Source organism: Limnoglobus roseus, assembly GCF_008254045.1.
Taxonomy (GTDB): Bacteria; Planctomycetota; Planctomycetia; order Gemmatales; family Gemmataceae; genus Limnoglobus; species Limnoglobus roseus.
In genome coordinates this window covers 2,976,688-2,999,305 of sequence record NZ_CP042425.1, presented here as the reverse complement: position 1 = coordinate 2,999,305, position 22,618 = coordinate 2,976,688, and the positions used below count along the sequence as shown (strand labels likewise).

Below are 22,618 nucleotides of genomic sequence, written 5' to 3'. Positions count from 1 at the left end.
GGTGGATGGTCGCCTTTGGTCCCCTTTGGTTAGGTTGTGACAATCCCCTTCCTTTTGGCCCACCCGGGCGGGTCGGCCGCGAACTCTTGGAGCAAGACGAGTGCGGACCGCGGCGGGCGGCCGCCGGAGATTTCGATTGGGCCGCCGTACTTGGCGTTGTCGCGCTTAATCTTCCGCCACCGAGTGCCGATATCGGTCTGCTGCATCTCGGCCACAGCCCGCCATGCGGCCACAATCTCGGCGCACCCGTGGACGCGCTGCACGACCGGCGGTGGTTCCGACGGCCGCGTCGCTGTGACGAATTGGCGGGGCGGTTCGGCACCCGCTTGCGATGACTCTCGCTCCAAGAGTCCCGTCAACTCGGCCAGCCGTTGCCACTGCGGTCGGCGCCGCTTGAGGATCACGGAGAGGCGGATGCGCATCCGCATCACGGCCGCCGCCGTCAGTGGCGGCCAAGTGTACCCCGGGCATCGGTGATGAAACCCGGCCCTTCGATCGGACGCCCGCTCCACTTCCCGGATGAACAGGGCGACGAGGTCGTCCGCCTCTTCGTGGGCGGTCCCGTAGCCGGGGTAGCCGACGGGCAGGGCGCTTACCCGGGTCAACTTCGGAATGGACTTCTCCACGCGACCGGGGCGATACTCAGACCGCAGTGTGTTGAACGCCGCGGCGATCCACTCCGCGCGATCATTGAGCAACCGCACATAGTCGGGGCGTGTGGACGCATCAAAGATGCGAGTGGCGAGCACCGCGCACCCCCACGTGCTACGGAAGGCCGCGTGAACGTCGGGGTCGGTCACGGCGTTGAGGATGGGATCCCGCGTAGGGAAGTGAAAGCCGTTGGACATTGTGCACCTCGGAGATCGGTCGACCCGCCGGGTCGCACGAGGTGCTGCGCGGTGGCCGGCGGGTCGCGTTGAAGTGGCAACGGTTTCGAACCCGTGGCCACGCCCGAAGGTGTGAATTGTCACCCTTGCCCGCACGCAGTTCGATGTCGGTAGGGGATGTGTCCGAACGGCGGAAACAGTCGATCGTTCCTGCCCGGCGTACTCATGAACGCCGGGGGAAAATCTGCTCCCAAGCGTAGAGGTCAACAGAGTTGGGGTCGAACCCCCAATTCTCCATCCTGTCATCGGCGTCGATTTCGAAGGGATTGTCCGACTCGCCCTCGTCCCTGATGCGATTCCACTCGTCGTTCAGTTGATCCTCAATGCCGATCGCAGATTGCTCTACGTGGGCCAGCTCATGCGCGATCAGATCGGCGACCACGTTTTCGGGCATGTGGTCGACCGCTCCGGCCCGGAAGCGGAGAGTAAAGCCATGCCCGGACGCCATCGCCACAACCGGCGAGCGGCCGTCCCGAAGGTGGTCTTCTGGGGCTTCAGAGTGGCCCACGGGGCGAACCGTCGGCGGACAGATCATGTCCATCGGGTGGCTACCCTCCCGCCACCCCCAGATCAGTTCGATTCTCGGGGTCGCCTACGGAATCCCGTACCCTTCCAATTGGTAGCACTCGCTCAGGATCGGCCGCAACCAAGAGTCGTGCGTCCGCCAGTGCTTGCGCATCAACCGCCTGGACTTCAGCGGGATGCGCCGCCACGTGTCGCGGAAGATCGCGACGAACCGGGCCTCGTCGCCGTGGCCGCGGTGCGTCAGGAAGAGTCTCGACGATCGCACGATGGGGATCAGTTTCGAGCTGACAGACGTCTCGATCGCGGCGTCATTCTGCGACATGCGTGCTCTTGGTTGAAGTGTGGGTGGCCCGCGGGTTCGGTTCAACCAGGAACAACCGAACCCGCGAGGCCGTGCGGTAGCGAACCGCGCCCACCGAACACATCAGTGTACGCATGACCAATGTCGCAAGAGGAGTTTCGTAGTTGCACAAATCCGTGAGTCGACACCAAATTGGTTGCACGATTTCCACCGGCCGCGCTCGGTTTCGCTGGCGACGCAGGGGCGATGGTGCGCGGGGAATGGAACGAGATGCCTTCAGTTCCGGCGTCGAGGTGAACGGAAACCCCACGGGCGGCGCAACCCAACGCCGGGTCGAGGGGTGTTACTACGCACGTCTGAGGCGTGCCGTCGCGCACCGGGACCGTCACGTTCGACCTCCGCTCGGGGTTGCTGGACGTGCTGAACCGTGCGGCGGTTTTCGCCAAGTTGAAGTACGCCTACATCGAGTTGTCCGCCCCGACGGCGGGGGACGTTTGGTTCGGGCCGCAGACCCAGACGAACGACTTGGCGTGCTGGTTCGATAGTGCCGGTGGCACGGGGCGTCAGCGGGTGCGGGACCGGCTGTTGATGATTGAGCCGTCCGGGTTCACAAGGTACTGGCGTTGTTCAACGACTCGGGGGCCGACGTGACGGGGGCGATCATCCTCGCCGACAGCTCGGCGTAAAGAGTGGCCAGTTCAGTGAACCGGCCAGGCCAGTGGTGGCATCGGCAAAGCATTTGGCCTGAACGGCGAGTGATCACTTCCCGTCGGCGGCCAGGATGCGGATGGCGTCGAGGTAGATTCCCTTCGCGTCCCCGTGCGTGAGGAAGTTGATCCGCTGGAGGGCGGTCGGCTTGTACCGGAATTTGAACGGGCCGGCCGGCTTCCCGTTGTCCACGGCCGCGGTCCAGGTTTGTTTCTCAATGTCCACGGCCACCTTCACCGTGTACCACGTGTCGGGCTTACAGGGCGAGAACTCTTTCCAGTTGCCCTGCCCGGACCCGTTGCCGTCGAGCGCCTCGAACTTGCCGTTCTTGACCCCCCAGAACGGTCCCGTCGTCAGGTCGGAATCCTCCATCACGTAGCAGAGCACGTCGCCCCCCTTCGGGCTGCGGGCCATGACCTCGACGCGGAACTGGCCGGTCTGCCGCTCGGTCCACTTGCGGCCGTAATTGGTCGTGCCGGTGATGTTCACCGCCCCGTCGCCCTCGCCGACCACGTCGGTCACGTACTTGATCAGGGTCTCGCCCGGCCACACGTCCACCCACCCCGGTTCGCCGTACCCGCCGCGGACGCCGTTCTTGCCCAGCGGGTATGGCAGGTCCACGGCCTTGCCGCTGTTCAGCCCCTTCTTGTTGTTGAACCCGGCGATCGCGATGACGCCCTTCGGCAAGGTCGCCACCTCGACCGCGGGCTTGGCAGCCGGCACGACTTCTGGCTTGGCGGCCACGGGCTTAACGGCCGGTACTGTCGTCGTCAGGCCGCCGGTGGCGGACTTCTCCGGCATCGTCTTCTCCGGCCCCGCCGGCTTGGCGGGCGAGACGATCACGACCGGGTCGGGCAATTTGCCGTACACCTTGGTCAGTGCCGCCCGGTCGTCGGCGGTCAGGTCCAGCGGGAGGAAGTGCAGCCCTTCCTGCGGGTTGGTGGGGTTGTCCCCGTTCCAGAAGACGATCTTCGTGCCCTTGCCGCCGAACGCCACGAGCGCCCGCGAGTCGGCCCCGTCGGCCACGTGCCACGTCTTGCCGACGATGAGCGACTTCGGGTTGAAGAACTGGAGGTCGCGGCCCTGGTGGTTCAACACGCCCATGTTCAGCACGGGGTGGAAAGTGATGTTCGCCGCAGTCGGAATCTCGCCGAGGCGGGCTTCCAGTTTTTCGGTGCTGAACGCCGCACAGATGTAACCGCCGCCGGTCCCGCCCTCGACCGGCGGCCGCCACCCGCCGCCGCTCGGCATCAGCACCTTCTTGCCGTCCGGCGTCACCGCCAGGGACCACGCATTGACGGCGGCGTTCTTCTGCGACGACACGAGTTTCAACTCCTTGCCGTCCACCGCGTACTTGAGGACGAACGCCCGCACGCCCCAGTCGTCGAAGTAAATCTTGATGCGCCCGTCGGGCAGGTCCTTGATGTAAATCGTGTCCTGGTTGATGGGCGGCTGGACGCCGGTGAATAGAGCCTTGGCGTCGACCGGATCGACTACGAGGAAGTTGCCCGTCGCCCCGGTCTTCGTCGCCGTGCCGGCGGCCGGGTCAACCGCGAACACCTGGAGGGTTTGCGTCGAGGCGTACAAGAGTCCTTTTGTCGGGTGGCAGGCCAGGTTCGCGATGGCGTCGCCGCCGAGGATGATTTCCTTCTTCTCCTTGCCCGTCTTCGCGTCGAGCACGTGGACTGCCGACGATCCTCTTCCGGCCACGAACAGCGTGTCGCCCTGGACGGCCATGTATGCCGGTTGGAAGTCGAGATCGACTCGCTTGGCCTCCTTCTCGGCGAGCGTGTCGTAGTACACCAATTGACCCTTGTCCGGGTACGACACGACGAGGGTAACGCCGTCGGGTAGGGACGCCCACAGGCCGCCGGGGTAGGGCATCCGCAACATGTTTCCCTTGACCGGGATGGCATCGGCCGCCGAGACGGTTGTGACAGGGATGACGAGCAAAGCCAGTAAGACGAAGAAACGCTTCACGGCCCCTCCAGGTTCAGGACTTGTGGGAAACTTGTCCGGCGACGACGTTGAGGGTATGGGCAATGGTTGCCGATGTCAAAGCAAATGAGAGTTGGCCCACGCCAGATCGCACGACGAGACGGGCAAGGCATGTGACGCAACTGGCCGAGCAAGGGGTCAAGGGGAAGAGGGGCCAAGTGTTTCGCCTGGTTCGGCGTGCCTTTGCTGCCCATCTGGGGGACGAAACAGCCACCTTACGTTCTGTGCCAGCGCCGCTAGCAACAGGATGCCGATCGGGCCGTTGAGCAGCCACACTTCCCCGCGAGCTCGCGCCCGGTCGTCGGGGCACGGGTCCGGCAATAGATGGTCGGCCGGGACCGGATACGCCCATGTACCCCGCTGGTCTGTCGCCCACGCCCGAACCGGCCACCCAGGGCCGTTGCGGATGACGTGGTAGCTGTGACCGTCGAACTGCTCGACGATCAACATCTCGGGCCGGGTATTCGCCCAGACGAACAGTCCGAGTGCGGCGCCGAGGGCGACGACGTTCAGGGCAACCACCCGCTTCCCCATCCGCGCACCCTCCGTCGCCGAACAGGGATTAGACCAACTCGCAGTTGTCCTAATCCGGACGGGTCGCCGCCTTTAGCCGCGAGACCGTGGTCGCTAGGCTAACCGCCCGCCGGCCTCGGGTCAATCACCAACTCGACCGGCGCGTTGCTGAGTGGGCCGGCGGTCAATCGCGTCATGTCCCCGGTTTACTCATCGCGTTTACGATCTGTTCCACCGCCGCGGGCTTGACCAAGTGCTGGTGGAACCCGGCCGCCTCGATCCGCAACCGCGCCTCGGCGTCGTTCCGGCCGGTGATGGCCACGAGGATCATCGGCGCGTCCCCGGCGTCCGCCCGCAGCCGGAGGGCCAACTCGTCCCCATCCATGCCCGGCATGTTCAGATCGATCAAGCAGGCGTCCGGTTCGAACTCGGCGGCGACGCGGAGGGCGGTCGGCCCGTCATAGCACGCCCGCGCGTCGTACCCCATGGCCGTCAACAGAGCCGCGAGGCTGTCGGCCGCATCCCTGCTGTCGTCCACGCACAGGATGCGGGCCGGGCCCGCCCGTGAGGCCACAACTACCATGGATCGCCTCCGTGAGAACGGCACTGAAGGAACGGACGCCATTCTAGACGGATCACGGACCGGGAAGGATGAGCGATTTCGCCGCTCCCACCACCGCGCGGCTTCCAGGTCGGCGACGTTCACGAGCCGCGTCCGGTCGCTGAACAAGTACGCCCGCACGGCGAACCCCCGGACGTCCATGACCCCGTCGCGCAACAGGTACGGCGTGCGGCCGTCCCAGTCGAACGGGGCCCACCGCTCGGGCGACCAAGTCGTGAGGCGGTCGAACTCGGCGGCGGTCATGACGACGGCTCCGAGGGGAAGCGTCCGTACGGAAAACGATTGTCCGACGGGACAATCGGAATCGGCGGGGAAAACGTGACAGGGGCGGCGGGATTATTCCGGCGGCGCTCCCTCGGGCCTGGCCGATCCTCTCGTCCGGACGGCCCAGTCGAGCAGGTTCAGGATCACGCCGGGGTCGACCGGCTTGACGAAGTGGAACCAGATGCCAGCGCCGGTCGACAGGTTCCGGCTGGCCCGGTCGTCCCGCCCCGTTACAGCGGCGATCACCGGCGGCCGGGCGGTGGCGTTCAATCGCCGGGCGACGGCCCACCCGTCCACGTCGGGCATCATCAAGTCGAGGATGGCCAGATCCGGCGGGGCCTCGGCGGCGAGGCGGAGGGCGTCCCGGCCGTTGCGGGCGACCCGGGGGCGGTGGCCGCGGAGGGCGACGATCTGGGCGAGGGAGTCGGCCGCGTCGGCGTGGTCGGCGGCGACGAGGACGGAGAGCGTGGTGTCAATGGTGTTCATCTTCGGAGAGGGTCGCGGGAGAGCGGGAGGATGCTGCCCGGGGCGACTTGGGGTGATTGTACGGAACGGCAGAGCAGCAATTCCTGTTCCGCGACTCACCCCTTTCCGAGCACCCCGTCGACGACCCAGCACCCGCGGACGTGAACCCCGTCGCCACGGCAGTGGCCCAACACGTCGGCGTCCTCGCATCCGGCATCCTGCAGCGCATCCGCGAGGATCGGCAGACGATCGAAGGCACGCTCGTCGTAGATGCCGTGAGCGATGGCGACGGCAGTGGACGTGAGCCAAGTGGGGTCAACGGTTACGTGACGGAACGGGTTCCCGAACACGTCCGCCACCAAGCCGGTCTGCTTCACGTATTCAGCGTTGCAGGACAATCGAAAGGCGTCGAAGTCGACGCTCGGAGTTTCCTTCGCTGCCCAGAATGGCACGCCGGCACACGCATCTGCCACGGCATCAACGTCGTGAATGGAGAGTGGCTTGTGAGACGCCTTGTTGACAGCGTAGGACATGCAGACCCGGCCGCTCGTGCTGATCCGCCGAGCTTTTCTCGTGCGTTCGAAAACCGATCGGAGGTCGGCGTCGGCGGCGAGCCCGTCGGCGAACCGCTCCACCGTTTCGAGACAACCGTAGAACTGCTCGTCCTTGGCCCTCTCCCAGACGGTTCGGCAGCACGCCACGGCGAACAGCCGCAGTTTCCGGGCGCTTGTCTTCGCCTTAAGGAAGTGCAACATCGGCGTTGGATCGGTTGCCGCCAGCCACTCCGCTTCCGTCATCGGCCGCCCTCCGGTGCGATTGTTGTAGCGGATGGGTTTGCTCAGCCGTCCGGACGAGCTCAAATGCCGCCGGGGCCGCCGACTCGGTCGGGGAACGGCAGCACGCCCGCCATGTCGGAAATGGTCGGCGAAGCCGGGGCGGCGTTCCGCTTCATCGCCTGGAAGAACTTTGCCCCACTGTCGCCGACCCCGATCGGCACGATGCACACCCCGGTGCCCTGACCGTTGGATTCGACCGCGAAACGGTAACGCCCCAGGGGCTGGCCAGTTGCTCGCGGCGAGCAGGTTCGGCGAGGCCGTTAACACCACACCAGTTTGACGGTTCTTCAAGGGGCGGAACTTCTGCCCGCCTGACGAGGGCGCGTCGTGAGAATCCCGGCCATCCGCGGTGTGATCGACCGCCGCATCCTGGCGAACTACCGGATCGCGCCGGACGTCGTCGCCCCCATCCTCCCGCCTCCCTTCCGCCCCAAGCTCCACCGCGGCTACGCGATCGGCGGCATCTGCCTCATCCGCTTGCGTTCCGTCCGCCCGAAGCTCCTGCCCGCGTGGCTGGGGATCGGGTCGGAGAACGCCGCCCACCGGTTCGCCGTCGAGTGGGACGAGGGCGGTGCGACGCGCGAGGGCGTGTACATCCCCCGCCGCGACACGAGTTCCTGGCTGAACCACTTGGCCGGCGGGCGGATCTTCCCCGGGGTGCACCACCATGCCGCGTTCACGGTCCGGGAAACGGGTACGCGCGTCGAGGTTCAGGCGCGCGGTGACGACGGCGCGACGAACGTGGGGATCGTGGCGGACGTGGCCGGCGAACTGCCCGGGGAATCGATCTTCGGTTCAACCGCGGAGGCGTCGGCGTTCTTCGAGCGTGGCGCACTCGGCTACTCGGCCACGGGCCAGCCCGGTCGGTTCCAGGGGTTGGAACTGAAGTGCGACGGGTGGCGCGTCGAGCCGTTAGAGGTTCGCTCCGTCACGTCGAGCTTCTTCGGCGACCGGGCGCGGTTCCCGGCCGGGAGCGTCGCGTTCGATTGCGCGCTGCTCATGCGAGGGATCGACCACGAGTGGCACGGCAAGGCCGATCTGTGCTGCCCGGCCGGGCCACTAGCAAAATGCTCGTGAATCGCGAACGAGTCACGGGTAACGGGCCAGCGCGGTGCGTGTCGTCACCCCCATTCGCTCGTCTCTGAACCGACAAACTACCGGAGCCCAACGCCGCAACGCACAACGCTACTCCGAGCGGCCGCGTGCGGCTTCCATTCCCCGGGCGAGTGACGCCGTGATGAGTTCACCGGCCTCGGGCGTGATTGCTCGCGCGGCGACCAACCGGCCGACCAGTTCGGCGTATGCCTTCAATTCTTCCGGCCGCGCGTGTTGCGGCGGCTCCCACGTCCGCAAGAACTCGGCCAGGTTGACGTAGAAGGAGTAGCTCGGTGAGCCCACGGGTGTCGCCTCGCGGACGACGGCCAAGGCATCTTCGAGCGTTTGGGCGGCGGCGAGTCTGAGATGAAACCGCTCCCACGCATGACGGGCGAGCAACGCCTGATTGAACCCGACTTCGATCGTTTCCCGATGGCTTTCCAGCATGCGACACCACCCAAATCCAAAGGATGGCTCACGCAAAACCCGCGGTCTACCGCAATCCTTTGACTTTGCAGGTGTTAGGGCGGGGATAAAAGATTGAGGGTTCGCCGTTGACGTAGGCCAGGCCCTCAAGGCACGTCCCGCTCACCAGTCGACAAGGAAGTGGGGCCGGTGCAGGCTGCGGCGGTTAGTCGTTAACATGATTGGGAAACGACAGCCACTCACCGCTGGGCACGACTGCGAGCGGATGGACCGCCCGTACCCCGTCGCCGGGTCACAAGAGTGAGAGAGTAATGTAACAGGTGAAAATTCATCTTCAATCGCAATTTTGAGAATCTACAGTGATTGAACGGGCCAGAGTCACAATGAAGCATGGGGGAAGGGATGAAGCCGGTCCCGGATGACCAGTTCGCGGCATGGTGGCGGGCTGCCCGCTCGGTGGCCGAGGTGGTTGAGAAGGTGGGTGAGGCGGTCGGTGGCGTGTTCCCGCGTTGGGCCGTCATTGCCCGCGCCGTCGCCGGTCGAAAGGCGGGTTTCACGCTCCCACCTCTTCCGGATGAAGTTCCCGTGGTCTCTCGCCGTCGGGAACCCGAAGCGCTTGCCCGCGTCCGGGAACTGGCGGAAGGACGGATGAAACAGCACGGGTTGATCGGCTGGCAGTTCGGGTTCAATTCGAACGTCCGGCGGGCCGGCGTGTGTCGTTACCCCACTCGCACGCGGCCTGGGCGAATCGAGTTGTCTCGCCACTTCATCGCGCACAACTCCGCAGACGAGATACTCGACACCATCCTGCACGAGCTTGCCCACGCGCTCGTCGGCCACGACCACGGGCACGACGCCGTGTGGAGGGCCAAGTGCGTCGAAATCGGCGCTCGGCCCGAGCGGTGTTACGGCCAGCACGTCGCGATGCCGAAGGGCCGGTGGCAGGCCGTGTGCCCTGGCTGCTCGAAGGCCTTCGACCGTCACCGCCGACCCAAGCGGGTGACCGGCTGGCACTGCAAGGCCTGTGGGAGCGAGAGGGGTCAGCTGCTCTGGCGGTGCGTCGATCAGGAGGAAGAGTAATCGCTGATGGGCTGCAAGCGAACGAGTGGCCATCTGCCATTTCGTAAGGTGTCGTGAATTCAACTGGCCAGTTGGCTCCGGCGTGCCCGCTCGATGACTTCCCACGAATCTCTCAGCCCGGACTCGGCACGCCCTCACGTTCCCCCAGGGGTAAGTGTTTAGCGGGTCAGTTGCAGTCGATTTCGGCAGTGGCGAATAGGGCCACCATCTCGGTTGCGATTCTTCCGAACCCCTCCCATTGGGGCGGCGGTTCCTCCCACCAAGAGACCCGCCACTCGCAGAACAGGTCGAACGCAGCGAGCTGGAAACTCGTTCCGTCGACTCCAGCCCTCCCGTTGAGGGGGCTGACCGGAACGCTTAACGCGGCGAGTCGGATGAAGAACCCTTCCAGCGGGGCCGAGTCCACTTTCAACGGGTCGTATCCGACGAGCCGGACATCCGGCCACGAGCCGCCGACGACGCGAGAACGGAACGCCCGCCACCCTTCCGCTTGCTGCCGGATCTCCCACGCCGCCCCTTCCTCGAAGGCTGGGCGTCGGACCAACTGGATTCGCCGATGGCCAATCCCCCGGCCGTGTACGTCCACGGACGCGGATCGTTCCTCAGTCCTGGCCCGCTCCCAGGCGACCTCGTGTTCGCGACGTAGGAGGTGCTCACGTGCCTTCCGGTTCCCCATTGTCTCACGTCCCCGCGAAGAGCGGCAGAGATCTCGCGCTGGAGCCGCCGGCTGCCGAACCCGCGCAACCGCTGGCCACTCTCACGCCGCGCCGGACGTGGGCGGCGCCGTACCCGTCGCGCACGCCATGATCGAGTTCATCTCACTGCCAGGGCATCCAGTCGCTCTAACTGCTCGTAGGTCAGGCTTTCATAGTACACCCGCGAGGCGGGTTGCTGGATGATCTCCGTCGGCTTACGGGACGCGCCGGACTTCGTGCCATTGCCCAGTGGATATGCTCAATGAGCGTTACGAGCCGCCGCCTCGGATCTCGACATACCCGTCGCGGACGACGAATTTTAGTCCCAGGTTCCCCATCGAGAAGTTGAGGGCTTCCTGCACGGGACAGCCTTCGACCAGATGCTTGAGCGTGAACTTCCGATCCAATACGCCATCGTCATCTCTCTCAAGAGATTCGGCCACAACGAACTTCAACCCGGCGTGGTCGTGTTCAAGTTGCGTGATGAGATCCTTGAGGGCCAGGCCGTTCAGTTCGGCATCAATGCGAACCGTCTGGCGAAGTCTCTCGTCGAAGTCCTCGGGGTAACCGGCGGAGGACGGAGATGCCACAACGAGACTTAACGCGGTCACCAGGGTTGACCAACCGAGCACGATTTTTACCTTCAACACCCGATTCCTCCCATCATTTTCGCCTCCCTCACCCATTCCCGAGTACTCCGTCCAAGACCCAGCACCCTCGCACGTGAACCCCGTCCCCCCGGCAGTGGCCCAGAATCGCTTCGTCCTCGCACCCGGCGTCTTGCAGCGAATCCGCGAGGATCGGCAGGCGGTCGAACGCGCGGTCGGCGTAGATGGCTTCCGCGAGGCCGACGGCGGTGGGGGTGAGCCAAGCGGGGTCGAAGTTCACGGTGCGGAACGGGTTGCCGAAGACGTCGCGGAGGAGTGCGACTTGTGCGGACTGCTCGGCGGCCCACGCTTCATGCCACGCCGGATCGCTGCGCATCCTCCGGCCATCGTTAAGTTCGGGGTCGCTCGTGGCGGGGGCGACGCGGTAGGCCGCGGCATTCGCCAAGAGGGACAGGCCGTGCTGGAAGTAACGGCGGTCCACGAGGTGCACGGCGGCGAACCCGATCCCGCCCACCGCGTACTGGAAGAAGGGTGGCGGGTCTTGATCGACCAGTTGTTGAGTCGAATGGATGAGCGGGGAAAGGTCGCCTTGCGTCAGTTGCCCATCGGCGACCCTCTCCGCCGCGGTCAACAGGTCGTCGAAAAGGGGCGTGGCCAGGGAGGGGGATACCCGGCGGCCGCACGCGCACCCGGCGAGGCGCATCTTTCGCCCCGGCACGGGCAAATGGAGTAGGTCTAACAACTCGTCCGTGCCGGTCGCCCGTACCCACTCCGCTTCCGTCATCGCCCCGCCCTCCGGTGCGGTTGTTGTACCGGCTTGGGTGATGAGGCGGGGAGGGCGTGACGGCGTCGGAAAGCGTTGCCGTCGGGAAGGATCGCGAGTCTCACGATTCCGGCGTTGTGCGGATCTCTCACCGGGCTTGCGACCGCGGCACCACGCCGAAGGACGTGGCGGCCGATCGCTTTTCCAGGCACCCCGCCGCGGATGTTTATCGGCTCACCGAGCCGCGGCCGCCGTCAGGTACCCGCGGTGGTCACAACTCACGCACCCGTCCCCGTGGCACGAGCGGCACGACTCGGCGGGTAGCATGCTCTCCACCCACGCCACGGCCTTCAGCACGTCGGCGACGGCCGCTTCCACGTCCACCAGGGCGAAGGACGGGTGGACCTCCCGGCCGCCGACGTTGGCCAGCTTCGACAACTTGGCCGCCGTGTCGCGCAACTGTCCCGTGAGTCTCCGGGCCGCCGGCACCCCGGCGAAGTGGGCGTGTAGCCGGGGCGGGATCGCATACCCGCGGGCGTCTACGGGTGCGCTGGCGGCCGTCGCCACGCCGGGCGTCTCCGGAACGGAACCGACGCCATCCGGTGCGCTGGTCGACAGTTTCTCGTTCCGGGCCTTTCGGTGCCGATTCGCGGTTGCTTTGGAGCAGCACGCCAGTTTGGCCAACTCGCTGCCGGTCGCGGCCCGGTACTCCGGCCGGCTCAAGATGCTGTCGAGGACGCGGGCAGTCTCGGCGGAACTCCGCGGTCGCCCATGCCGGCTATTGGCCCCCCACGCTAGCCGTTCGGCGTCCGCCCACGTGCCCGGGTGGATGACCGCGGGGGCCGAGACAACGCCGGCCACGTCGGCGGCAGCACAGCGCGTGAACCCCTCGGCGAGGATCAGGGCGTTGGCCGGGTACGACTTCGGGAGCCGCGTGAGCTTCGCGTACCGACCGTCCCCGTCGGGCACTTCCTCGGCCCACTCGTGCGGCTCCGTGAGCCACACGGCGACCAGGGGCGGGAACTCGCCCCAGGTCGTGCCGTAGTCCACCATCGCCTCAGCATATCGCTCAACCGTCTCGGCGAGCGAGGAACTGTATGTGTCGCGGAACCGCAACCGTTCGTCGCGCACCAGGTCCGAGATCGCCACCTTCACGGGGTCAGGCATGGGATTACTCCGTAACGGGGATGATGTCAGGGGCGGTGCCGGAATCGTCTGCGGGCGGATCGGCTCGGCGGTTCATGTACGCCTCCAGATCGGCGACCCTGACTCGCCATTGCGACCGGACCTTGAACGAGGTCAACTCGCCGTTGCGGAGCATTGAGCGAACCGTTTCCTCGGACACGCGCAGCCGCCGTGCGACCTCACTAGGCTTCAACGGGTCACTCGCCGCCATGTAACTGACTCCCGGGGGTAGGAAAGGGGTTGTGAAAACGCCGACCCGCGGGCGTACCGTCCGCCGTCACTCGAACGGTCGGCCAGCGGGTCGGTTGCAGTCGCCCGTTTGGGCGTTCCTCGTCAGGCCCACGCCATCACAACGCCGGTCGGGACGTGGCATGGTAAACGCTTCCGACCGGCCATGCGGTTAGCGGATGCCGGGTATCTCGCTGAGCGGGACGGCCACCTTCAAGTCGAGGTCGACGGCCAATGAGAGGAGGGTATGGAACACATCCTCGTCCTCGTCCCCGAACTCGCCGAAGTCGCGGAGGAACCGGGCCGTCGGGCTGGCCGAGTCCGGCCCGTAGTTCTGGATCGTGTCGACGATGAGCGACCGGAGCAGACGGGCGGCGTCGACGACCTCTTGGATCTGCTTGTACCCGCGGCACTTCTTCATGCGATGAAGAGCGTCCTCCCGGGCGGCCATCCGCTCCACGGTGTACCCGGCGTACACGAACTCGTGGCCGGCGTCCCCCGCGGCCGGGCGGGGCTTCTTTCGGGCCTTCGACTTCTCCGGCGTTGTCGGTTTCGCCTTCGCCGGGCGGGTCCGGCCGTTCGTGCCGGGGGCGTGCGTCGTGTCCATGTCGTCAACTTCCTGTGGTGGTGGATGGTGGGTGGAACGCTCCCCCTCAAGGGGGAGGGAACGGGCGTCAGTTCTTCGCCGTCCGCTTCCGGATGCGGCGGTCGCGGGGCCGGGGCCGTTGCAGGTCGGCGGTGGTGATCCGCACGCCCTCGCGGGCGAGCTTCTTCAGCACGGCGGCCAGGTCGGCGGCGAACCGCTTCGGGTCGTTCATGGCAAGATCCTCCTGGGGCCGCGCGGCTCAGTGAGCCTCGCGGCGGGTCGGGTTGGGTGGTTACAGGATTCCGTCGGCCTTGAGCTCCTCGACCGTGTCCACGTGTTTGCAAGTGGCTTTGAACGAGTACCCCTTGCAGTTGCACTTCACCGGTCGGCCCGCCCGGTCACAGGTCACGCCGTACACTTCCGCCGTGTCGGTGAGCTTGGCGAACAGAACCTGCCCCTCTTCGCGGGCGATGCCATAGCTCACCGTGTCCCGCTTCGACTGCACGATCGTCAGCGTGCCGAGGCTGGGGCTGGTCGCGTCGGCGGACGGCAGGAACGCCCACCGGCGGCCCTTGGCGTGCGTCTTGGAGGCGGGGAGCGAACCGGCGACGGGAAGGCACATGGTCGAACCCTCAAGGCGCACCCCGGACGCGGCCGGAGGGTGACATGGTTCCGGCTGAGTCGGTGGGGTTGCTAGTTGTCGGCTACACGGGTATAGTACCTTTGGGTATTTCGCTTGTCAATACCTTTGGGTACTTATTCCGAGATTTTCCCTATGCCCTTCAGTGGTCTGAAATTGAGAGAGGTTCGCGAAGGAGCGGGAGTTGAACGGGAGCAACTCGCGAATGATGTCGGCACCTCCAAGCAGTACATCAGTCATCTGGAAAACGGCATCAAGAAGAATCCTGCCTTCGACTTGGTCGAGAAGCTCGCCGCAGTGCTAGGTGTCGACTGCCGTGAGTTCGTCGGCATTGAACCTGATGCAGGGGCCGACGCCAGTGCCGCAACGGATCCGCCCGCCGTGGACCCGCCGAAGAAGCGGGGGCGTCCGAAGAAGCCGGTGTAGAGGAATCGAGATGGCGACGTGGGACCGCGACCGACTGTTCCGCCTCATCCCCGAGACCCGGGCGTTCGACTGGGTGGACGACTTGTGCCCGTTCGGATGGATGGCCCACGCCGGCAGTGCTGGGCAGGCCATTGCGTACGGCCACCTAATTCTGGCCGGCGTTCGTCGAGCACGACGGGTGCGTACTGCTTGCCGACCGCCTCGATCCGGCCAACTTCCGGGCGTGGATGGCCGGGACCGGCGGGAACCGGCGGGCGGTCGAGGCCGTGCTCAATCACCTGCACGTGGCCGACCTGTTCGGGGCCGAGGGTCCGGGCCTGGCGGCGAGGCCGGAGTTGACGGCCGAGCAGGCGGTCTACCTGGGGCGGTTGCTCCGGGAGATGTGGGCGGCCAAGCTGGCCCGCGACTTCCCTGGCCGGCGGTTCACGGTCACGTTTCCGGACGACGAGCGGGAGGACGTCACGGAGTACGAGGTCACCTTCTTCCAGGAACACGAGCGAACGATCGGAACGTGACCGAACAATCCCCGTCCATGCCGGCCCTTCTGCGTCAAGTCATCTAGCAACGCCGGACGAAGACGGGTGAGATTACGTGTTGTTTCGCAAACTGAACTCTCGTCCGAATTCTCCTCAACGGGTTCCTTTTCGCGTTGACCCGATATCCTTCAACTCGCACAATCGTCGGTGCGGCGGCTTGAACGCCCCGCCTCGCCATCGGTTGTCCCCAGTAACGCCGGGGGCCGATCCGCCAGCCGGCCGTTCGGGAGAAGGGGATGAAAGACCTCGCGAAGAAGCCGACGCTCAAGAAGGGGACGAAGATCGCGACGGACGTCCGTCTACTGAAGGAGCTGCTGAACGCCGCGATGAAGAACAGCCCCGGCTTGACCCCGGGGGACGGCAACTTCGGGCCGAAGACGGAGGCGGCGGTGAAGGAGTTCCAGAAGGCGGCAGGCCTGTCCGTCACAGGCGTCGTCGAGTCGGAGACGTGGAAGGCGCTGGGCGCGAAGGCGAACGCGCACGCGCACCACCAGGGCCACAAGGCGGCCGCCGGCAGCAAACCCGGGAAGGCCGTGTCGTTCACGCACGGGGTGAAGAACCCCGTCCACCGGACGCCGACGAAACTGGAACTAGACGGCATCCGCCGCGACTTGCAGAAATCGCGTGCGTACATGGCGAAGGCCAGTAAAGTCTTGCTCGGGATCAAATCGCAATCGGATGCGTCGGCGACGTTCACCGAGGCCTTCCTGTCGGGCACGGGTTCCATCTTCGCCTCGGCCAAGCCCGGCGGCCCGTTGACCCCGGAGGCCCAGCAGCGGTTCAAGAAGGCGGCCGAGAACTACGCGACCATGATTGCGGCCCTCGACCAGGGCGGGATCGTGCTGAAGGTGTTCGACAAGAAGGCCGAGACGACCGACGGCGGGGAGGCCGCGGCGTATACGGGCTTCGACGCCAAGGGCCGCGGGGCCTACATCGCGTTCTCGAAGAAGTACCACGTTGACCAGAAGGCCGAGACGGAGCGGGTCGACACGGTCATTCACGAACTGGCGCACTATGCGTGGAAGGCCGACCACGCATACGGGGCGCTGACGCCCGACCAGTGGGCCAAGGCGATGAAGGGCGCGGACCGGTACGCCGGGTACGCCGTCACGGTGTTTTGGCAGAGCTGACGTCCATGCAGACGTGTTCGCGATGATGCAAGGCTTTTTCAACCAAGTGGAAAATGCTGTCGTTACGGGATCGTTCCGGCGTTGTCACGCGCGGCCGCTTCGTTCGGAGATACGGACCCGCGGCCGTGGCCGACCTGTTCCGCCTCGCCACCGTTCCCGCCGCCCTTGAACCCCGGTACAACGTCGCGCCGGCGCAGCCCGTCGCCGTCGTCAGCATGAATCCCGGCGGCGCGACGCGGGGGCTGGCCATGCTCCCGTGGGGCCCGCTGCCCGACTGGGTGAACAGTTCGAAGGACGGGCGGTTCCCGAACGCGCGGGCCGAGACGGTGGCCACGAAGCCGGCGTTCGCCGGTTCCTTCCGGGCGAAGCGGTGCCTGATCCTGTGCGGCGGGTGCTACGAGTGGAAGCCGGCCGGGAAGCGGGGCGGCGGGGATCATTGCTCGAAGACCGGTTGCGCGGGCGAGCTCGCCCCGCGGTCAAGCCTGGCGATCGGATTCGGCATTGAGGCTAAAGTCCAGCGGGCTTAGCATTCAACCTGCTTGAGAGAATGTGACAGTTAAGGGGGATGTATGGGGCCGATCACGAGGCGGGGGATGCTGGCCGCGGCCGGGGCCGGGTTGCTCGCGGGCCTGACGCCCGCAGACGCGCAGGGATTCGGCTTTCGGCGGAGGCGGACGACGTGTCCGCCGCGCCCCGACTGCCCCTCCGGCCCTCCCCGGTACCTGCCGGCCGGATCGCCGACCGATGTGCTGGCCTTCAACGTGAACGACTTGCCGGCGTCGAGGGCGGCGAAGATCCGCTTCGTCCGCTACTACGCCGGAGACCTCTCAGGCCAGTTGTCGCAGTTCACCGATCGAACGCGCGTCTTCAACGAGTACGGATTCCCGCCGTTCTTCCGGCAGTACCCGAACCCCGGCAACTTCAACTACTCGCAGGCGGGAGTGAGTTTCAGCGAAATGAACGTCGGCCCCGCGTCCTACGGGGCGGAGGCGAGTCTCAGGTCGAACACCTCGTACGCCCCCTACGACAGCAGCAAGCCATTCATCGGCACGCCGTACGACTTGATCTGGTGGTACGACCAGCCGGTCCGGTCCGGGCACACGAAATTTCTACTGAACCCGGCCCAACTCGGCATGGGCACGGACGCCCGGGGTGCCCGCTGCATCGCGAGGCTGGTGGTGACCCGGTACGTTGGCGGCGACATGCGGTACCCGGTGGGCCTCGTCGAGGCCCCGGTCGATTCCCGGTTCACGATTGGCGAGAGCCCCTACGAACCGTGGGATCAGGGTCCGTTCGCCGTCCGGCCGGGGGACGTCGTGCGGGTGGCCGGTTTGATGTCGGTCGTCTCGATCGACCGGCCGATCGAGTGGGGTAAGTGGGCCTACGTGAGGATGCACATCTACACCAGCACGGCATCCTAGGCGCATGGGCACTGAGCCAGCTGACTCGTCCGGACTCGGCACGATTCCCGACAAGGCGTTGGCGGGCGGATCGGCCGGCCGTGGAGTTCTGTCCGATCCGCCCGGGTAAGCCGGCAGATTCCGCCCGCCGGTCCGTAGGCGGGCGATACCGCGTCAGAGCACCAATCGCGATCCGGAGAAAGGCGACGGCCCGTGGTCGCCGGGGTTCTCCTTACGTGGCGTCACGGGCCAACTCTGACAACGCCCGGCGGCCCGAAGTCGGCGTTGTCAGAGTTGGCCGCTCCTGGCCATGATGGTCGGCCAACCGACCGACTCTCAACCCGAGGTGACCCATGTGGCGGATGCATTCCGGCGACCGCGCCTGACCGAGGCGGAATGGGAACTGTTCTCCGACGGCCTCGACCTACTCCTGGTCTTCGTGCGGCAGGACATCGACGCCGAGGAAGACGACACAGAGACCGGCTCGCCGGCCTTCGACCGGCTGACGGCCGAGCAGAAGTATGTGATTCTCGCAGACGTCGCCACCGCCTTGCGCGACCCGGCCGTACCCATGCCGCACCACACCGCGGCCAACGAGGGGGCGATCGCCGCCGTCGTGTACACGATCGAAGACCTGCTCGTGCAGGAACTGGACACGGCCTCGGACCCCGCCCCCGAAATTCGGAGTACGCTGATCCGTCAGCACCTGCTCGCCGTTGCGACCGAGCAGGGGTGGGAAGGCGTCCCCCGGCTCACGAGTAAGAAGGCGGGTAAATGGCATGACCTCGTGGAGTTGTTCGAGGAGTTGATCCTCTGGGACAACGACCACACTTTGGGCGACAGGTTCCTGGACTTGCCCCCCGAAGAGTCCGCCTTCAAACAAGCGGCCTTTGGCATCACCGGTGACTACTACCTCGACACCCCTGACGAACCGAACGAAAAGGGATTGCTCCGGGCGAGCCAGCAAATCGCCCGACTCTTCGGGCGGGCCGTCCCGAGCTAAGCGTCGAAGAAGTCACGACGGGCGGCGTTCGGAATTTCCGAACGCCGCCCGTCGACTACCACACCCGTACCACACTTCGCCCTGACTACCACACTTCTCGCGCGGGTTTGGTGGACTTTGTTACAGTTGCGAAGCCGCCGATTCCCAGGGTATGCTCGGAATCAAAGGTTTTTCACGAAGTGTAAGTTCGCCGACCGGTCTTTTCCTAAACACTAGGTCGCAGGTTCAATTCCTGCCGGGGGCACTGGACGAAAACCTTGAAAGCCGAAGCCTTTAGGCTCAACCCATCACGACGGTGGCGCGGCGAGAAACCCGAGAAAATTGGTAGTGGACTACCAATTTGCCTCCGGAGTCTTGTCGCATGTCCCGGAAAAAGCGCATCCCCGGCTACCTTTTACACAAGCCGACCGGCCTCGCCCGCGTCCTCCTACCCCTCCCCGGCGGCGGCTACGACGAGAAGTACCTGGGGCCCTACGGGTCGCCCGAATCCCGGGCCGAGTACGCCCGCGTCATCGCAGAGTTCACCGGCGTCGCCCTGCCCTCGCCGGCGTCGGGCGGGTGCTCGGTCAACAAAGTCGTCCTCGCCTTCTGGCAGCACTGCGAGGGGTATTACCTCGGCCCGGACGGCAAGCCGACGTCCGAACTCATGGGGATCAAGCAAGCCCTCCGGCCGTTGCGATCGCGGTTCGGTGAGACGCCAGCCGCGGACTTCTGCCCGCTGAACTTGAAGGCCGTCCTGGATGACATGGTCCGCTTGGGTTGGTCGCGGAAGGTCGTCAACGCGCGAATCGACCGCGTCCGCCGGTGTTTCAAGTGGGCCGTCGCGCACGAAATGATCCCGGGCAATCGGTACGAATCCCTCCGCACGTTGACCGGTCTTAGGAAGGGGCGGACGACCGCCAGCGAGACGGAGCCCGTCCTTCCCGTTTGCCAAGCAGTTGTGAGCGTCACCTTGCCCCACATGACGCCGACCCTTCGCGCGATGGTGGGACTCCAGTAGTGGACGGGGATGCGGCCCGGCGACGTGTGCAAACTCCGGCCGGTGGAGATCGATCGGACGGCCGAGGTGTGGCTGTACGAGCCGCGGTGGCACAAGGGCACGCACCGGGGGAAACGTCGGGTGGTCCCGATCGGCCCCCGAGGACGCGCGATCCTCGAACCCCTACTCGCCGCGTGCGCGGAACCGAACGCCTACCTGTTCTCGGCCGCGGCGTCGGCGGCCGAGTTCCGCGAGATGCGGGCGGCCAACCGGAAGACGCCCCTGTGGCCGTCGGCCGTGGCGCGGAACGTCCGGGAGCGGAAGGCCGACCCGAAGCGGAAGCCGGCCGATCGGTACACGAACGTGTCTTACGGGCGGGCGATCCTCAAGGTGGTCGCTCGCGCATGCCAGTGGCGGGAGAAGATGGCCGCCGGCGGCGTGTTCGGCTCGGTCCCGGCGCGTACGCTGAGCGGGACTTCGCGCTCGCGGCAAGGGTACCCTCAAGGGACACACCGCGGAGGTGAGTTCGGTCGCCTTCAGCCCGGACGGGGCGCGGATCCTCACCAAGAGTAGGGACAACACGGCGAGGGTGTGGGATGCGAAGACCGGCGACGAAACGCTCACCCTCAAGGGGGACTACTATCGTGTGAACTCGGTCATCTTTAGCTCGGACGGGACGCGGATTCTTATTGGCAGTCTGCGAAGACACGTCAGAATCTACAATACCACCCCGGTTAATAAAGACTTCGTGCTGAAGCCTACGGCGAAGTGGCGGCCGCGGCCCTCTCACCGTGGGATGGCCACACGCCCCGGAGAAAACGCCCTGACCGCTGAAACCCACTTCACCCAAGCCCTCGCCCTGCCGGCCGTCCCGCGAGCGAAGTTGGCCGAGCAACTTCAGCGAGCCTGCGGGCCACCGTTTCGTACACCGATGTGTACAAGACCCTTTGGATCATCGACACGGCGTCGCCGTACCCGCCGTGCCCCTCCGAAGCAAGACGCCCGTCGGCCTGACGCGGAAGGCGATCGAGTGCTACGACTTCTCGATCGTCACATGGACGACGCTCGAACACGGCGACTTCCGGCCGACTCCGGAAAGTCGACTGTACGGCGCCTCCGAGGCATTCGTCGGGCTGGCGTTTACGGGGCTGGTCATAAGCGTCTTCTTCTACCGGCTCAACAAGATCGCCCACATGGAAGCCAGGCAGGGCCAATCGCCAGCAGGCAATTCCACGAATTCGCCCCCGCCCCCAAAGAAGTGAGCGAACCGGGCCCGTTATCGTCGCGATCGTCCTCCTGCTTGCCGGCGTCATCCTTCAAAGGTGGTAACCTGAATTCGTCGGCCGAATGTCCACGCGGGCGGCCGAAGGTCACTGCGCATGAACTTTGTCCCGGGCGATTCGTCGGGGCGGAGTCCGTTTCCGCGAGCAGGTTGTTGCAAGCGATCCCGCCAACCGTTACGCTGGGGCGTTCCCACTCCGACGGCCGAGGGTGCGCATGGACTCCATGAAAGTCGGCTGGCCGCACTTGAGGTTCCCGTCGTGTTGCTCGGGCCGGCGAATGGGTAGTCCCGCCTCGGCCGGAAGGCACTGAGTTCAAGTTCACGCAGCGATGAGTCGCAACAGCAACGCCGAAGGCCAAGCAGTCGAAGGGGAAATGAGAGCGAAGGGAATCGATACAACAGTGATTCCCGATTCGCCCGTGAGAGAGACGACCATGGCCAAGAAGCCTTCTAAACCTGCCGCCGAGCCAACCCCGAAGACGCCCGCGGCCCCGACGACCCTGACTAAGGTCAAGAAGGCCGTGACGGGGGCGGCCGAGAAGGTCGCCGAGATCGCCACCGACGTGGCCCACGCCGCCGAGAAGCACGTCGTCACGCCGGTCGGCCAGGCCGTCGGGTTGGTGAAGAAGCCGAAGGCCAAGCCGGTCCGGGCGAAGAAATCCGCGGTTCCGAAAGCGGCCGCCCCGATCCCACCGCGAAGCAAGTCGCCCATGGGCAAGCTCATGTCGAAGAACCTGGCGGCCGCCCCGAAGGATAAGGACACCGCCGCAAAGGACATCGTCAAGGCAAAGGGCAAGCCCAAGGCTTAAGTCGTGCCCGTCAAGTCGGCCACGCCGCCGAAGACGTGATACCGCGGACCTGAAAACCGACGGCGACGGCCGTCTCGTAATCGGCGTCAATCAGCTTGGGCGTATCGCCTTTCACCTTCGGGAGTCGTCACATATCGAACGAGTCGATCGACGAAATGGCCGTGCGAATCGTTGTCGGTCTTTCGGCCAACCCGAACATTCAAGACGTCCTGAACAAGCCGGAGAGTCTCGCGGCGATGGCGTACGCCATCGCCGATGCGATGGCCGAAGAGCAAAAGAATCGCCAGTCGTCTGCCCCGAAAAAGTAATCCGCCAGCCATCCGCGATCTCGAAGGAATTCCGCCCATGAGGTACCCGCACGTCGAGCGAAAGGACGGGGGCATCCTCATGCCCGGGGTCGGCACGCTGCACTTCCAGGCCCACACGTTCGCGACGCTGGAGGCCGAGGCCGCGGCCGAGGAGACGGCGATGAAGGTGTCGGACGTGGTGATCGTGCTGCCCGCGATCCTGTTCAAGGGCGTGGTGAGCCTGCGGGCCAACGCCGAGTAACCCACCGGCAAGTCTCTCGTCACGTCAGGGTGCCCTCCGTGCTTGAGAATCGGGAGTTGCCCCCGCGAATTAAGGCTGT

General features: G+C 65.7%; 33 protein-coding genes and 1 pseudogene. 16 read left to right on the top strand and 18 right to left on the bottom strand.

Features of this window, described 5'->3' with window-relative positions; genetic code table 11:
* Positions 1 to 29: 29 nt before the first annotated feature.
* The 3 genes from PX52LOC_RS12540 to PX52LOC_RS12530 all read right to left on the bottom strand — a co-directional run bounded on the left by PX52LOC_RS12540 (position 30) and on the right by PX52LOC_RS12530 (position 1,734).
* A complete protein-coding gene (locus tag PX52LOC_RS12540; RefSeq protein WP_149110416.1) occupies positions 30 to 848 on the bottom strand; it encodes a hypothetical protein in 819 nt (272 codons plus the stop codon).
* 202 nt (positions 849 to 1,050) lie between these two features.
* Positions 1,051 to 1,428: a hypothetical protein gene (locus PX52LOC_RS12535; protein WP_149110415.1), complete on the bottom strand. Its 378-nt coding sequence runs from the start codon at positions 1,426 to 1,428 to the stop codon at positions 1,051 to 1,053.
* Positions 1,429 to 1,479: 51 nt separating this feature from the next.
* Positions 1,480 to 1,734, bottom strand: coding sequence for a hypothetical protein (locus PX52LOC_RS12530; RefSeq protein ID WP_149110414.1), 255 nt, complete (start codon positions 1,732 to 1,734; stop codon positions 1,480 to 1,482).
* 342 nt (positions 1,735 to 2,076) lie between these two features.
* Here PX52LOC_RS12530 and PX52LOC_RS12525 point away from each other — a divergent pair, with 342 nt between their 5' ends.
* Entirely contained in the window at positions 2,077 to 2,364 is a 288-nt protein-coding gene (locus PX52LOC_RS12525) for a hypothetical protein (RefSeq protein WP_149110413.1), read from the top strand.
* A 108-nt stretch (positions 2,365 to 2,472) separates the two neighbouring features.
* Here PX52LOC_RS12525 and PX52LOC_RS12520 read toward each other — a convergent pair whose 3' ends face one another.
* The 6 genes from PX52LOC_RS12520 to PX52LOC_RS40470 all read right to left on the bottom strand — a co-directional run bounded on the left by PX52LOC_RS12520 (position 2,473) and on the right by PX52LOC_RS40470 (position 7,280).
* A complete protein-coding gene (locus PX52LOC_RS12520) occupies positions 2,473 to 4,401 on the bottom strand; it encodes a PQQ-binding-like beta-propeller repeat protein (RefSeq protein WP_149110412.1) in 1,929 nt (642 codons plus the stop codon).
* A gap of 156 nt (positions 4,402 to 4,557) precedes the next feature.
* Positions 4,558 to 4,953, bottom strand: coding sequence for a hypothetical protein (locus PX52LOC_RS12515; RefSeq protein ID WP_149110411.1), 396 nt, complete (start codon positions 4,951 to 4,953; stop codon positions 4,558 to 4,560).
* A 172-nt stretch (positions 4,954 to 5,125) separates the two neighbouring features.
* Positions 5,126 to 5,797 (bottom strand): response regulator, encoded by a 672-nt coding sequence (locus PX52LOC_RS42475; protein WP_246173711.1) that lies wholly within the window; start codon positions 5,795 to 5,797, stop codon positions 5,126 to 5,128.
* Between the two features lie 93 nt (positions 5,798 to 5,890).
* A complete protein-coding gene (locus tag PX52LOC_RS12505; RefSeq protein WP_168218965.1) occupies positions 5,891 to 6,304 on the bottom strand; it encodes a response regulator in 414 nt (137 codons plus the stop codon).
* Positions 6,305 to 6,399: 95 nt separating this feature from the next.
* Positions 6,400 to 7,080, bottom strand: coding sequence for a hypothetical protein (locus PX52LOC_RS42470; RefSeq protein ID WP_246173710.1), 681 nt, complete (start codon positions 7,078 to 7,080; stop codon positions 6,400 to 6,402).
* 59 nt (positions 7,081 to 7,139) lie between these two features.
* A complete protein-coding gene (locus PX52LOC_RS40470) occupies positions 7,140 to 7,280 on the bottom strand; it encodes a hypothetical protein (RefSeq protein ID WP_168218964.1) in 141 nt (46 codons plus the stop codon).
* Positions 7,281 to 7,446: 166 nt separating this feature from the next.
* On the opposite strand from PX52LOC_RS40470, the gene PX52LOC_RS12495 reads away from it, so the two are divergent.
* On the top strand, positions 7,447 to 8,196 hold the full coding sequence (locus PX52LOC_RS12495; RefSeq protein WP_149110409.1) for a DUF2071 domain-containing protein: 750 nt from the start codon (positions 7,447 to 7,449) through the stop codon (positions 8,194 to 8,196).
* Between the two features lie 108 nt (positions 8,197 to 8,304).
* Here PX52LOC_RS12495 and PX52LOC_RS12490 read toward each other — a convergent pair whose 3' ends face one another.
* Positions 8,305 to 8,661 (bottom strand): hypothetical protein, encoded by a 357-nt coding sequence (locus tag PX52LOC_RS12490; protein ID WP_149110408.1) that lies wholly within the window; start codon positions 8,659 to 8,661, stop codon positions 8,305 to 8,307.
* Positions 8,662 to 9,042: 381 nt separating this feature from the next.
* Between PX52LOC_RS12490 and PX52LOC_RS12485 the strand changes: the two genes are divergently transcribed.
* Positions 9,043 to 9,720, top strand: coding sequence for a SprT family zinc-dependent metalloprotease (locus tag PX52LOC_RS12485; RefSeq protein WP_168218963.1), 678 nt, complete (start codon positions 9,043 to 9,045; stop codon positions 9,718 to 9,720).
* 166 nt (positions 9,721 to 9,886) lie between these two features.
* Here PX52LOC_RS12485 and PX52LOC_RS12480 read toward each other — a convergent pair whose 3' ends face one another.
* The 8 genes from PX52LOC_RS12480 to PX52LOC_RS12450 form a co-directional block, all read right to left on the bottom strand.
* Positions 9,887 to 10,264: a hypothetical protein gene (locus PX52LOC_RS12480; RefSeq protein ID WP_168218705.1), complete on the bottom strand. Its 378-nt coding sequence runs from the start codon at positions 10,262 to 10,264 to the stop codon at positions 9,887 to 9,889.
* Between the two features lie 420 nt (positions 10,265 to 10,684).
* Positions 10,685 to 11,065 (bottom strand): hypothetical protein, encoded by a 381-nt coding sequence (locus tag PX52LOC_RS12475; RefSeq protein WP_149110405.1) that lies wholly within the window; start codon positions 11,063 to 11,065, stop codon positions 10,685 to 10,687.
* Between the two features lie 28 nt (positions 11,066 to 11,093).
* Positions 11,094 to 11,807, bottom strand: coding sequence for a hypothetical protein (locus tag PX52LOC_RS42465; protein ID WP_246173709.1), 714 nt, complete (start codon positions 11,805 to 11,807; stop codon positions 11,094 to 11,096).
* A gap of 213 nt (positions 11,808 to 12,020) precedes the next feature.
* Entirely contained in the window at positions 12,021 to 12,953 is a 933-nt protein-coding gene (locus tag PX52LOC_RS12465; protein WP_149110404.1) for a hypothetical protein, read from the bottom strand.
* Between the two features lie 4 nt (positions 12,954 to 12,957).
* A complete protein-coding gene (locus PX52LOC_RS12460) occupies positions 12,958 to 13,182 on the bottom strand; it encodes a helix-turn-helix domain-containing protein (RefSeq protein ID WP_149110403.1) in 225 nt (74 codons plus the stop codon).
* A 189-nt stretch (positions 13,183 to 13,371) separates the two neighbouring features.
* Complete coding sequence (locus PX52LOC_RS12455) at positions 13,372 to 13,806, bottom strand: hypothetical protein (protein ID WP_149110402.1); 435 nt, start codon at positions 13,804 to 13,806, stop codon at positions 13,372 to 13,374.
* A gap of 67 nt (positions 13,807 to 13,873) precedes the next feature.
* Positions 13,874 to 14,017, bottom strand: coding sequence for a hypothetical protein (locus PX52LOC_RS40465; protein ID WP_168218962.1), 144 nt, complete (start codon positions 14,015 to 14,017; stop codon positions 13,874 to 13,876).
* A gap of 60 nt (positions 14,018 to 14,077) precedes the next feature.
* Positions 14,078 to 14,407, bottom strand: a complete 330-nt coding sequence (locus tag PX52LOC_RS12450; RefSeq protein WP_149110401.1) for a hypothetical protein — start codon at positions 14,405 to 14,407, stop codon at positions 14,078 to 14,080.
* Positions 14,408 to 14,560: 153 nt separating this feature from the next.
* Between PX52LOC_RS12450 and PX52LOC_RS12445 the strand changes: the two genes are divergently transcribed.
* From PX52LOC_RS12445 to PX52LOC_RS12395, 13 genes and pseudogenes are all read left to right on the top strand, one after another.
* Positions 14,561 to 14,851, top strand: a complete 291-nt coding sequence (locus PX52LOC_RS12445) for a helix-turn-helix domain-containing protein (RefSeq protein ID WP_168218961.1) — start codon at positions 14,561 to 14,563, stop codon at positions 14,849 to 14,851.
* A 227-nt stretch (positions 14,852 to 15,078) separates the two neighbouring features.
* Entirely contained in the window at positions 15,079 to 15,366 is a 288-nt protein-coding gene (locus PX52LOC_RS12440) for a hypothetical protein (RefSeq protein WP_149110399.1), read from the top strand.
* Between the two features lie 257 nt (positions 15,367 to 15,623).
* A complete protein-coding gene (locus PX52LOC_RS41950; protein ID WP_218575342.1) occupies positions 15,624 to 16,517 on the top strand; it encodes a peptidoglycan-binding protein in 894 nt (297 codons plus the stop codon).
* Between the two features lie 53 nt (positions 16,518 to 16,570).
* Positions 16,571 to 17,044, top strand: a complete 474-nt coding sequence (locus PX52LOC_RS12430) for an SOS response-associated peptidase family protein (RefSeq protein WP_149110398.1) — start codon at positions 16,571 to 16,573, stop codon at positions 17,042 to 17,044.
* A gap of 66 nt (positions 17,045 to 17,110) precedes the next feature.
* Positions 17,111 to 17,938 carry a hypothetical protein gene (locus PX52LOC_RS12425; RefSeq protein ID WP_149110397.1) on the top strand — a complete coding sequence of 276 codons (828 nt, stop codon included), beginning with the start codon at positions 17,111 to 17,113 and terminating at the stop codon, positions 17,936 to 17,938.
* Between the two features lie 334 nt (positions 17,939 to 18,272).
* A complete protein-coding gene (locus PX52LOC_RS12420) occupies positions 18,273 to 18,920 on the top strand; it encodes a hypothetical protein (protein ID WP_149110396.1) in 648 nt (215 codons plus the stop codon).
* Between the two features lie 361 nt (positions 18,921 to 19,281).
* Entirely contained in the window at positions 19,282 to 19,920 is a 639-nt protein-coding gene (locus PX52LOC_RS12415; RefSeq protein ID WP_149110395.1) for a hypothetical protein, read from the top strand.
* Positions 19,921 to 19,929: 9 nt separating this feature from the next.
* Positions 19,930 to 20,472, top strand: coding sequence for a hypothetical protein (locus PX52LOC_RS42460; RefSeq protein ID WP_149110394.1), 543 nt, complete (start codon positions 19,930 to 19,932; stop codon positions 20,470 to 20,472).
* A pseudogene (locus PX52LOC_RS43850) lies at positions 20,420 to 20,611 on the top strand (WD40 repeat domain-containing protein); the annotation flags it as partial. The gene PX52LOC_RS42460 and the pseudogene PX52LOC_RS43850, both read left to right, overlap by 53 nt.
* Before the next feature lie 268 nt (positions 20,612 to 20,879).
* Positions 20,880 to 21,161, top strand: a complete 282-nt coding sequence (locus PX52LOC_RS40455) for an ion channel (RefSeq protein ID WP_168218959.1) — start codon at positions 20,880 to 20,882, stop codon at positions 21,159 to 21,161.
* A gap of 454 nt (positions 21,162 to 21,615) precedes the next feature.
* On the top strand, positions 21,616 to 21,990 hold the full coding sequence (locus tag PX52LOC_RS12400; protein ID WP_149110392.1) for a hypothetical protein: 375 nt from the start codon (positions 21,616 to 21,618) through the stop codon (positions 21,988 to 21,990).
* Positions 21,991 to 22,151: 161 nt separating this feature from the next.
* Entirely contained in the window at positions 22,152 to 22,298 is a 147-nt protein-coding gene (locus tag PX52LOC_RS40450; RefSeq protein WP_168218958.1) for a hypothetical protein, read from the top strand.
* A gap of 37 nt (positions 22,299 to 22,335) precedes the next feature.
* A complete protein-coding gene (locus PX52LOC_RS12395; protein ID WP_149110391.1) occupies positions 22,336 to 22,539 on the top strand; it encodes a hypothetical protein in 204 nt (67 codons plus the stop codon).
* The last annotated feature ends 79 nt before the right edge of the window (positions 22,540 to 22,618 follow it).

What these genes read in the sequence shown, in the direction of transcription:
- PX52LOC_RS12505 (WP_168218965.1), bottom strand. Translation starts at nt 6,304, where the DNA reads ATGAACACCATTGACACCACGCTCTCCGTCCTCGTCGCCGCCGACCAC.
- PX52LOC_RS42465 (WP_246173709.1), bottom strand. Translation starts at nt 11,807, where the DNA reads ATGACGGAAGCGGAGTGGGTACGGGCGACCGGCACGGACGAGTTGTTA.
- PX52LOC_RS42475 (WP_246173711.1), bottom strand. Translation starts at nt 5,797, where the DNA reads ATGACCGCCGCCGAGTTCGACCGCCTCACGACTTGGTCGCCCGAGCGG.
- PX52LOC_RS12540 (WP_149110416.1), bottom strand. Translation starts at nt 848, where the DNA reads ATGTCCAACGGCTTTCACTTCCCTACGCGGGATCCCATCCTCAACGCC.
- PX52LOC_RS12450 (WP_149110401.1), bottom strand. Translation starts at nt 14,407, where the DNA reads ATGTGCCTTCCCGTCGCCGGTTCGCTCCCCGCCTCCAAGACGCACGCC.
- PX52LOC_RS12445 (WP_168218961.1), top strand. Translation starts at nt 14,561, where the DNA reads ATGCCCTTCAGTGGTCTGAAATTGAGAGAGGTTCGCGAAGGAGCGGGA.
- PX52LOC_RS12535 (WP_149110415.1), bottom strand. Translation starts at nt 1,428, where the DNA reads ATGGACATGATCTGTCCGCCGACGGTTCGCCCCGTGGGCCACTCTGAA.
- PX52LOC_RS12460 (WP_149110403.1), bottom strand. Translation starts at nt 13,182, where the DNA reads ATGGCGGCGAGTGACCCGTTGAAGCCTAGTGAGGTCGCACGGCGGCTG.
- PX52LOC_RS12530 (WP_149110414.1), bottom strand. Translation starts at nt 1,734, where the DNA reads ATGTCGCAGAATGACGCCGCGATCGAGACGTCTGTCAGCTCGAAACTG.
- PX52LOC_RS12465 (WP_149110404.1), bottom strand. Translation starts at nt 12,953, where the DNA reads ATGCCTGACCCCGTGAAGGTGGCGATCTCGGACCTGGTGCGCGACGAA.
- PX52LOC_RS12395 (WP_149110391.1), top strand. Translation starts at nt 22,336, where the DNA reads ATGAGGTACCCGCACGTCGAGCGAAAGGACGGGGGCATCCTCATGCCC.
- PX52LOC_RS12490 (WP_149110408.1), bottom strand. Translation starts at nt 8,661, where the DNA reads ATGCTGGAAAGCCATCGGGAAACGATCGAAGTCGGGTTCAATCAGGCG.
- PX52LOC_RS42460 (WP_149110394.1), top strand. Translation starts at nt 19,930, where the DNA reads ATGCGGCCCGGCGACGTGTGCAAACTCCGGCCGGTGGAGATCGATCGG.
- PX52LOC_RS12485 (WP_168218963.1), top strand. Translation starts at nt 9,043, where the DNA reads ATGAAGCCGGTCCCGGATGACCAGTTCGCGGCATGGTGGCGGGCTGCC.
- PX52LOC_RS12425 (WP_149110397.1), top strand. Translation starts at nt 17,111, where the DNA reads ATGCTGGCCGCGGCCGGGGCCGGGTTGCTCGCGGGCCTGACGCCCGCA.
- PX52LOC_RS40465 (WP_168218962.1), bottom strand. Translation starts at nt 14,017, where the DNA reads ATGAACGACCCGAAGCGGTTCGCCGCCGACCTGGCCGCCGTGCTGAAG.
- PX52LOC_RS12400 (WP_149110392.1), top strand. Translation starts at nt 21,616, where the DNA reads ATGGCCAAGAAGCCTTCTAAACCTGCCGCCGAGCCAACCCCGAAGACG.
- PX52LOC_RS42470 (WP_246173710.1), bottom strand. Translation starts at nt 7,080, where the DNA reads ATGACGGAAGCGGAGTGGCTGGCGGCAACCGATCCAACGCCGATGTTG.
- PX52LOC_RS12430 (WP_149110398.1), top strand. Translation starts at nt 16,571, where the DNA reads ATGCTGTCGTTACGGGATCGTTCCGGCGTTGTCACGCGCGGCCGCTTC.
- PX52LOC_RS12440 (WP_149110399.1), top strand. Translation starts at nt 15,079, where the DNA reads ATGGCCGGGACCGGCGGGAACCGGCGGGCGGTCGAGGCCGTGCTCAAT.
- PX52LOC_RS12415 (WP_149110395.1), top strand. Translation starts at nt 19,282, where the DNA reads ATGTCCCGGAAAAAGCGCATCCCCGGCTACCTTTTACACAAGCCGACC.
- PX52LOC_RS12455 (WP_149110402.1), bottom strand. Translation starts at nt 13,806, where the DNA reads ATGGACACGACGCACGCCCCCGGCACGAACGGCCGGACCCGCCCGGCG.
- PX52LOC_RS41950 (WP_218575342.1), top strand. Translation starts at nt 15,624, where the DNA reads ATGAAAGACCTCGCGAAGAAGCCGACGCTCAAGAAGGGGACGAAGATC.
- PX52LOC_RS12515 (WP_149110411.1), bottom strand. Translation starts at nt 4,953, where the DNA reads ATGGGGAAGCGGGTGGTTGCCCTGAACGTCGTCGCCCTCGGCGCCGCA.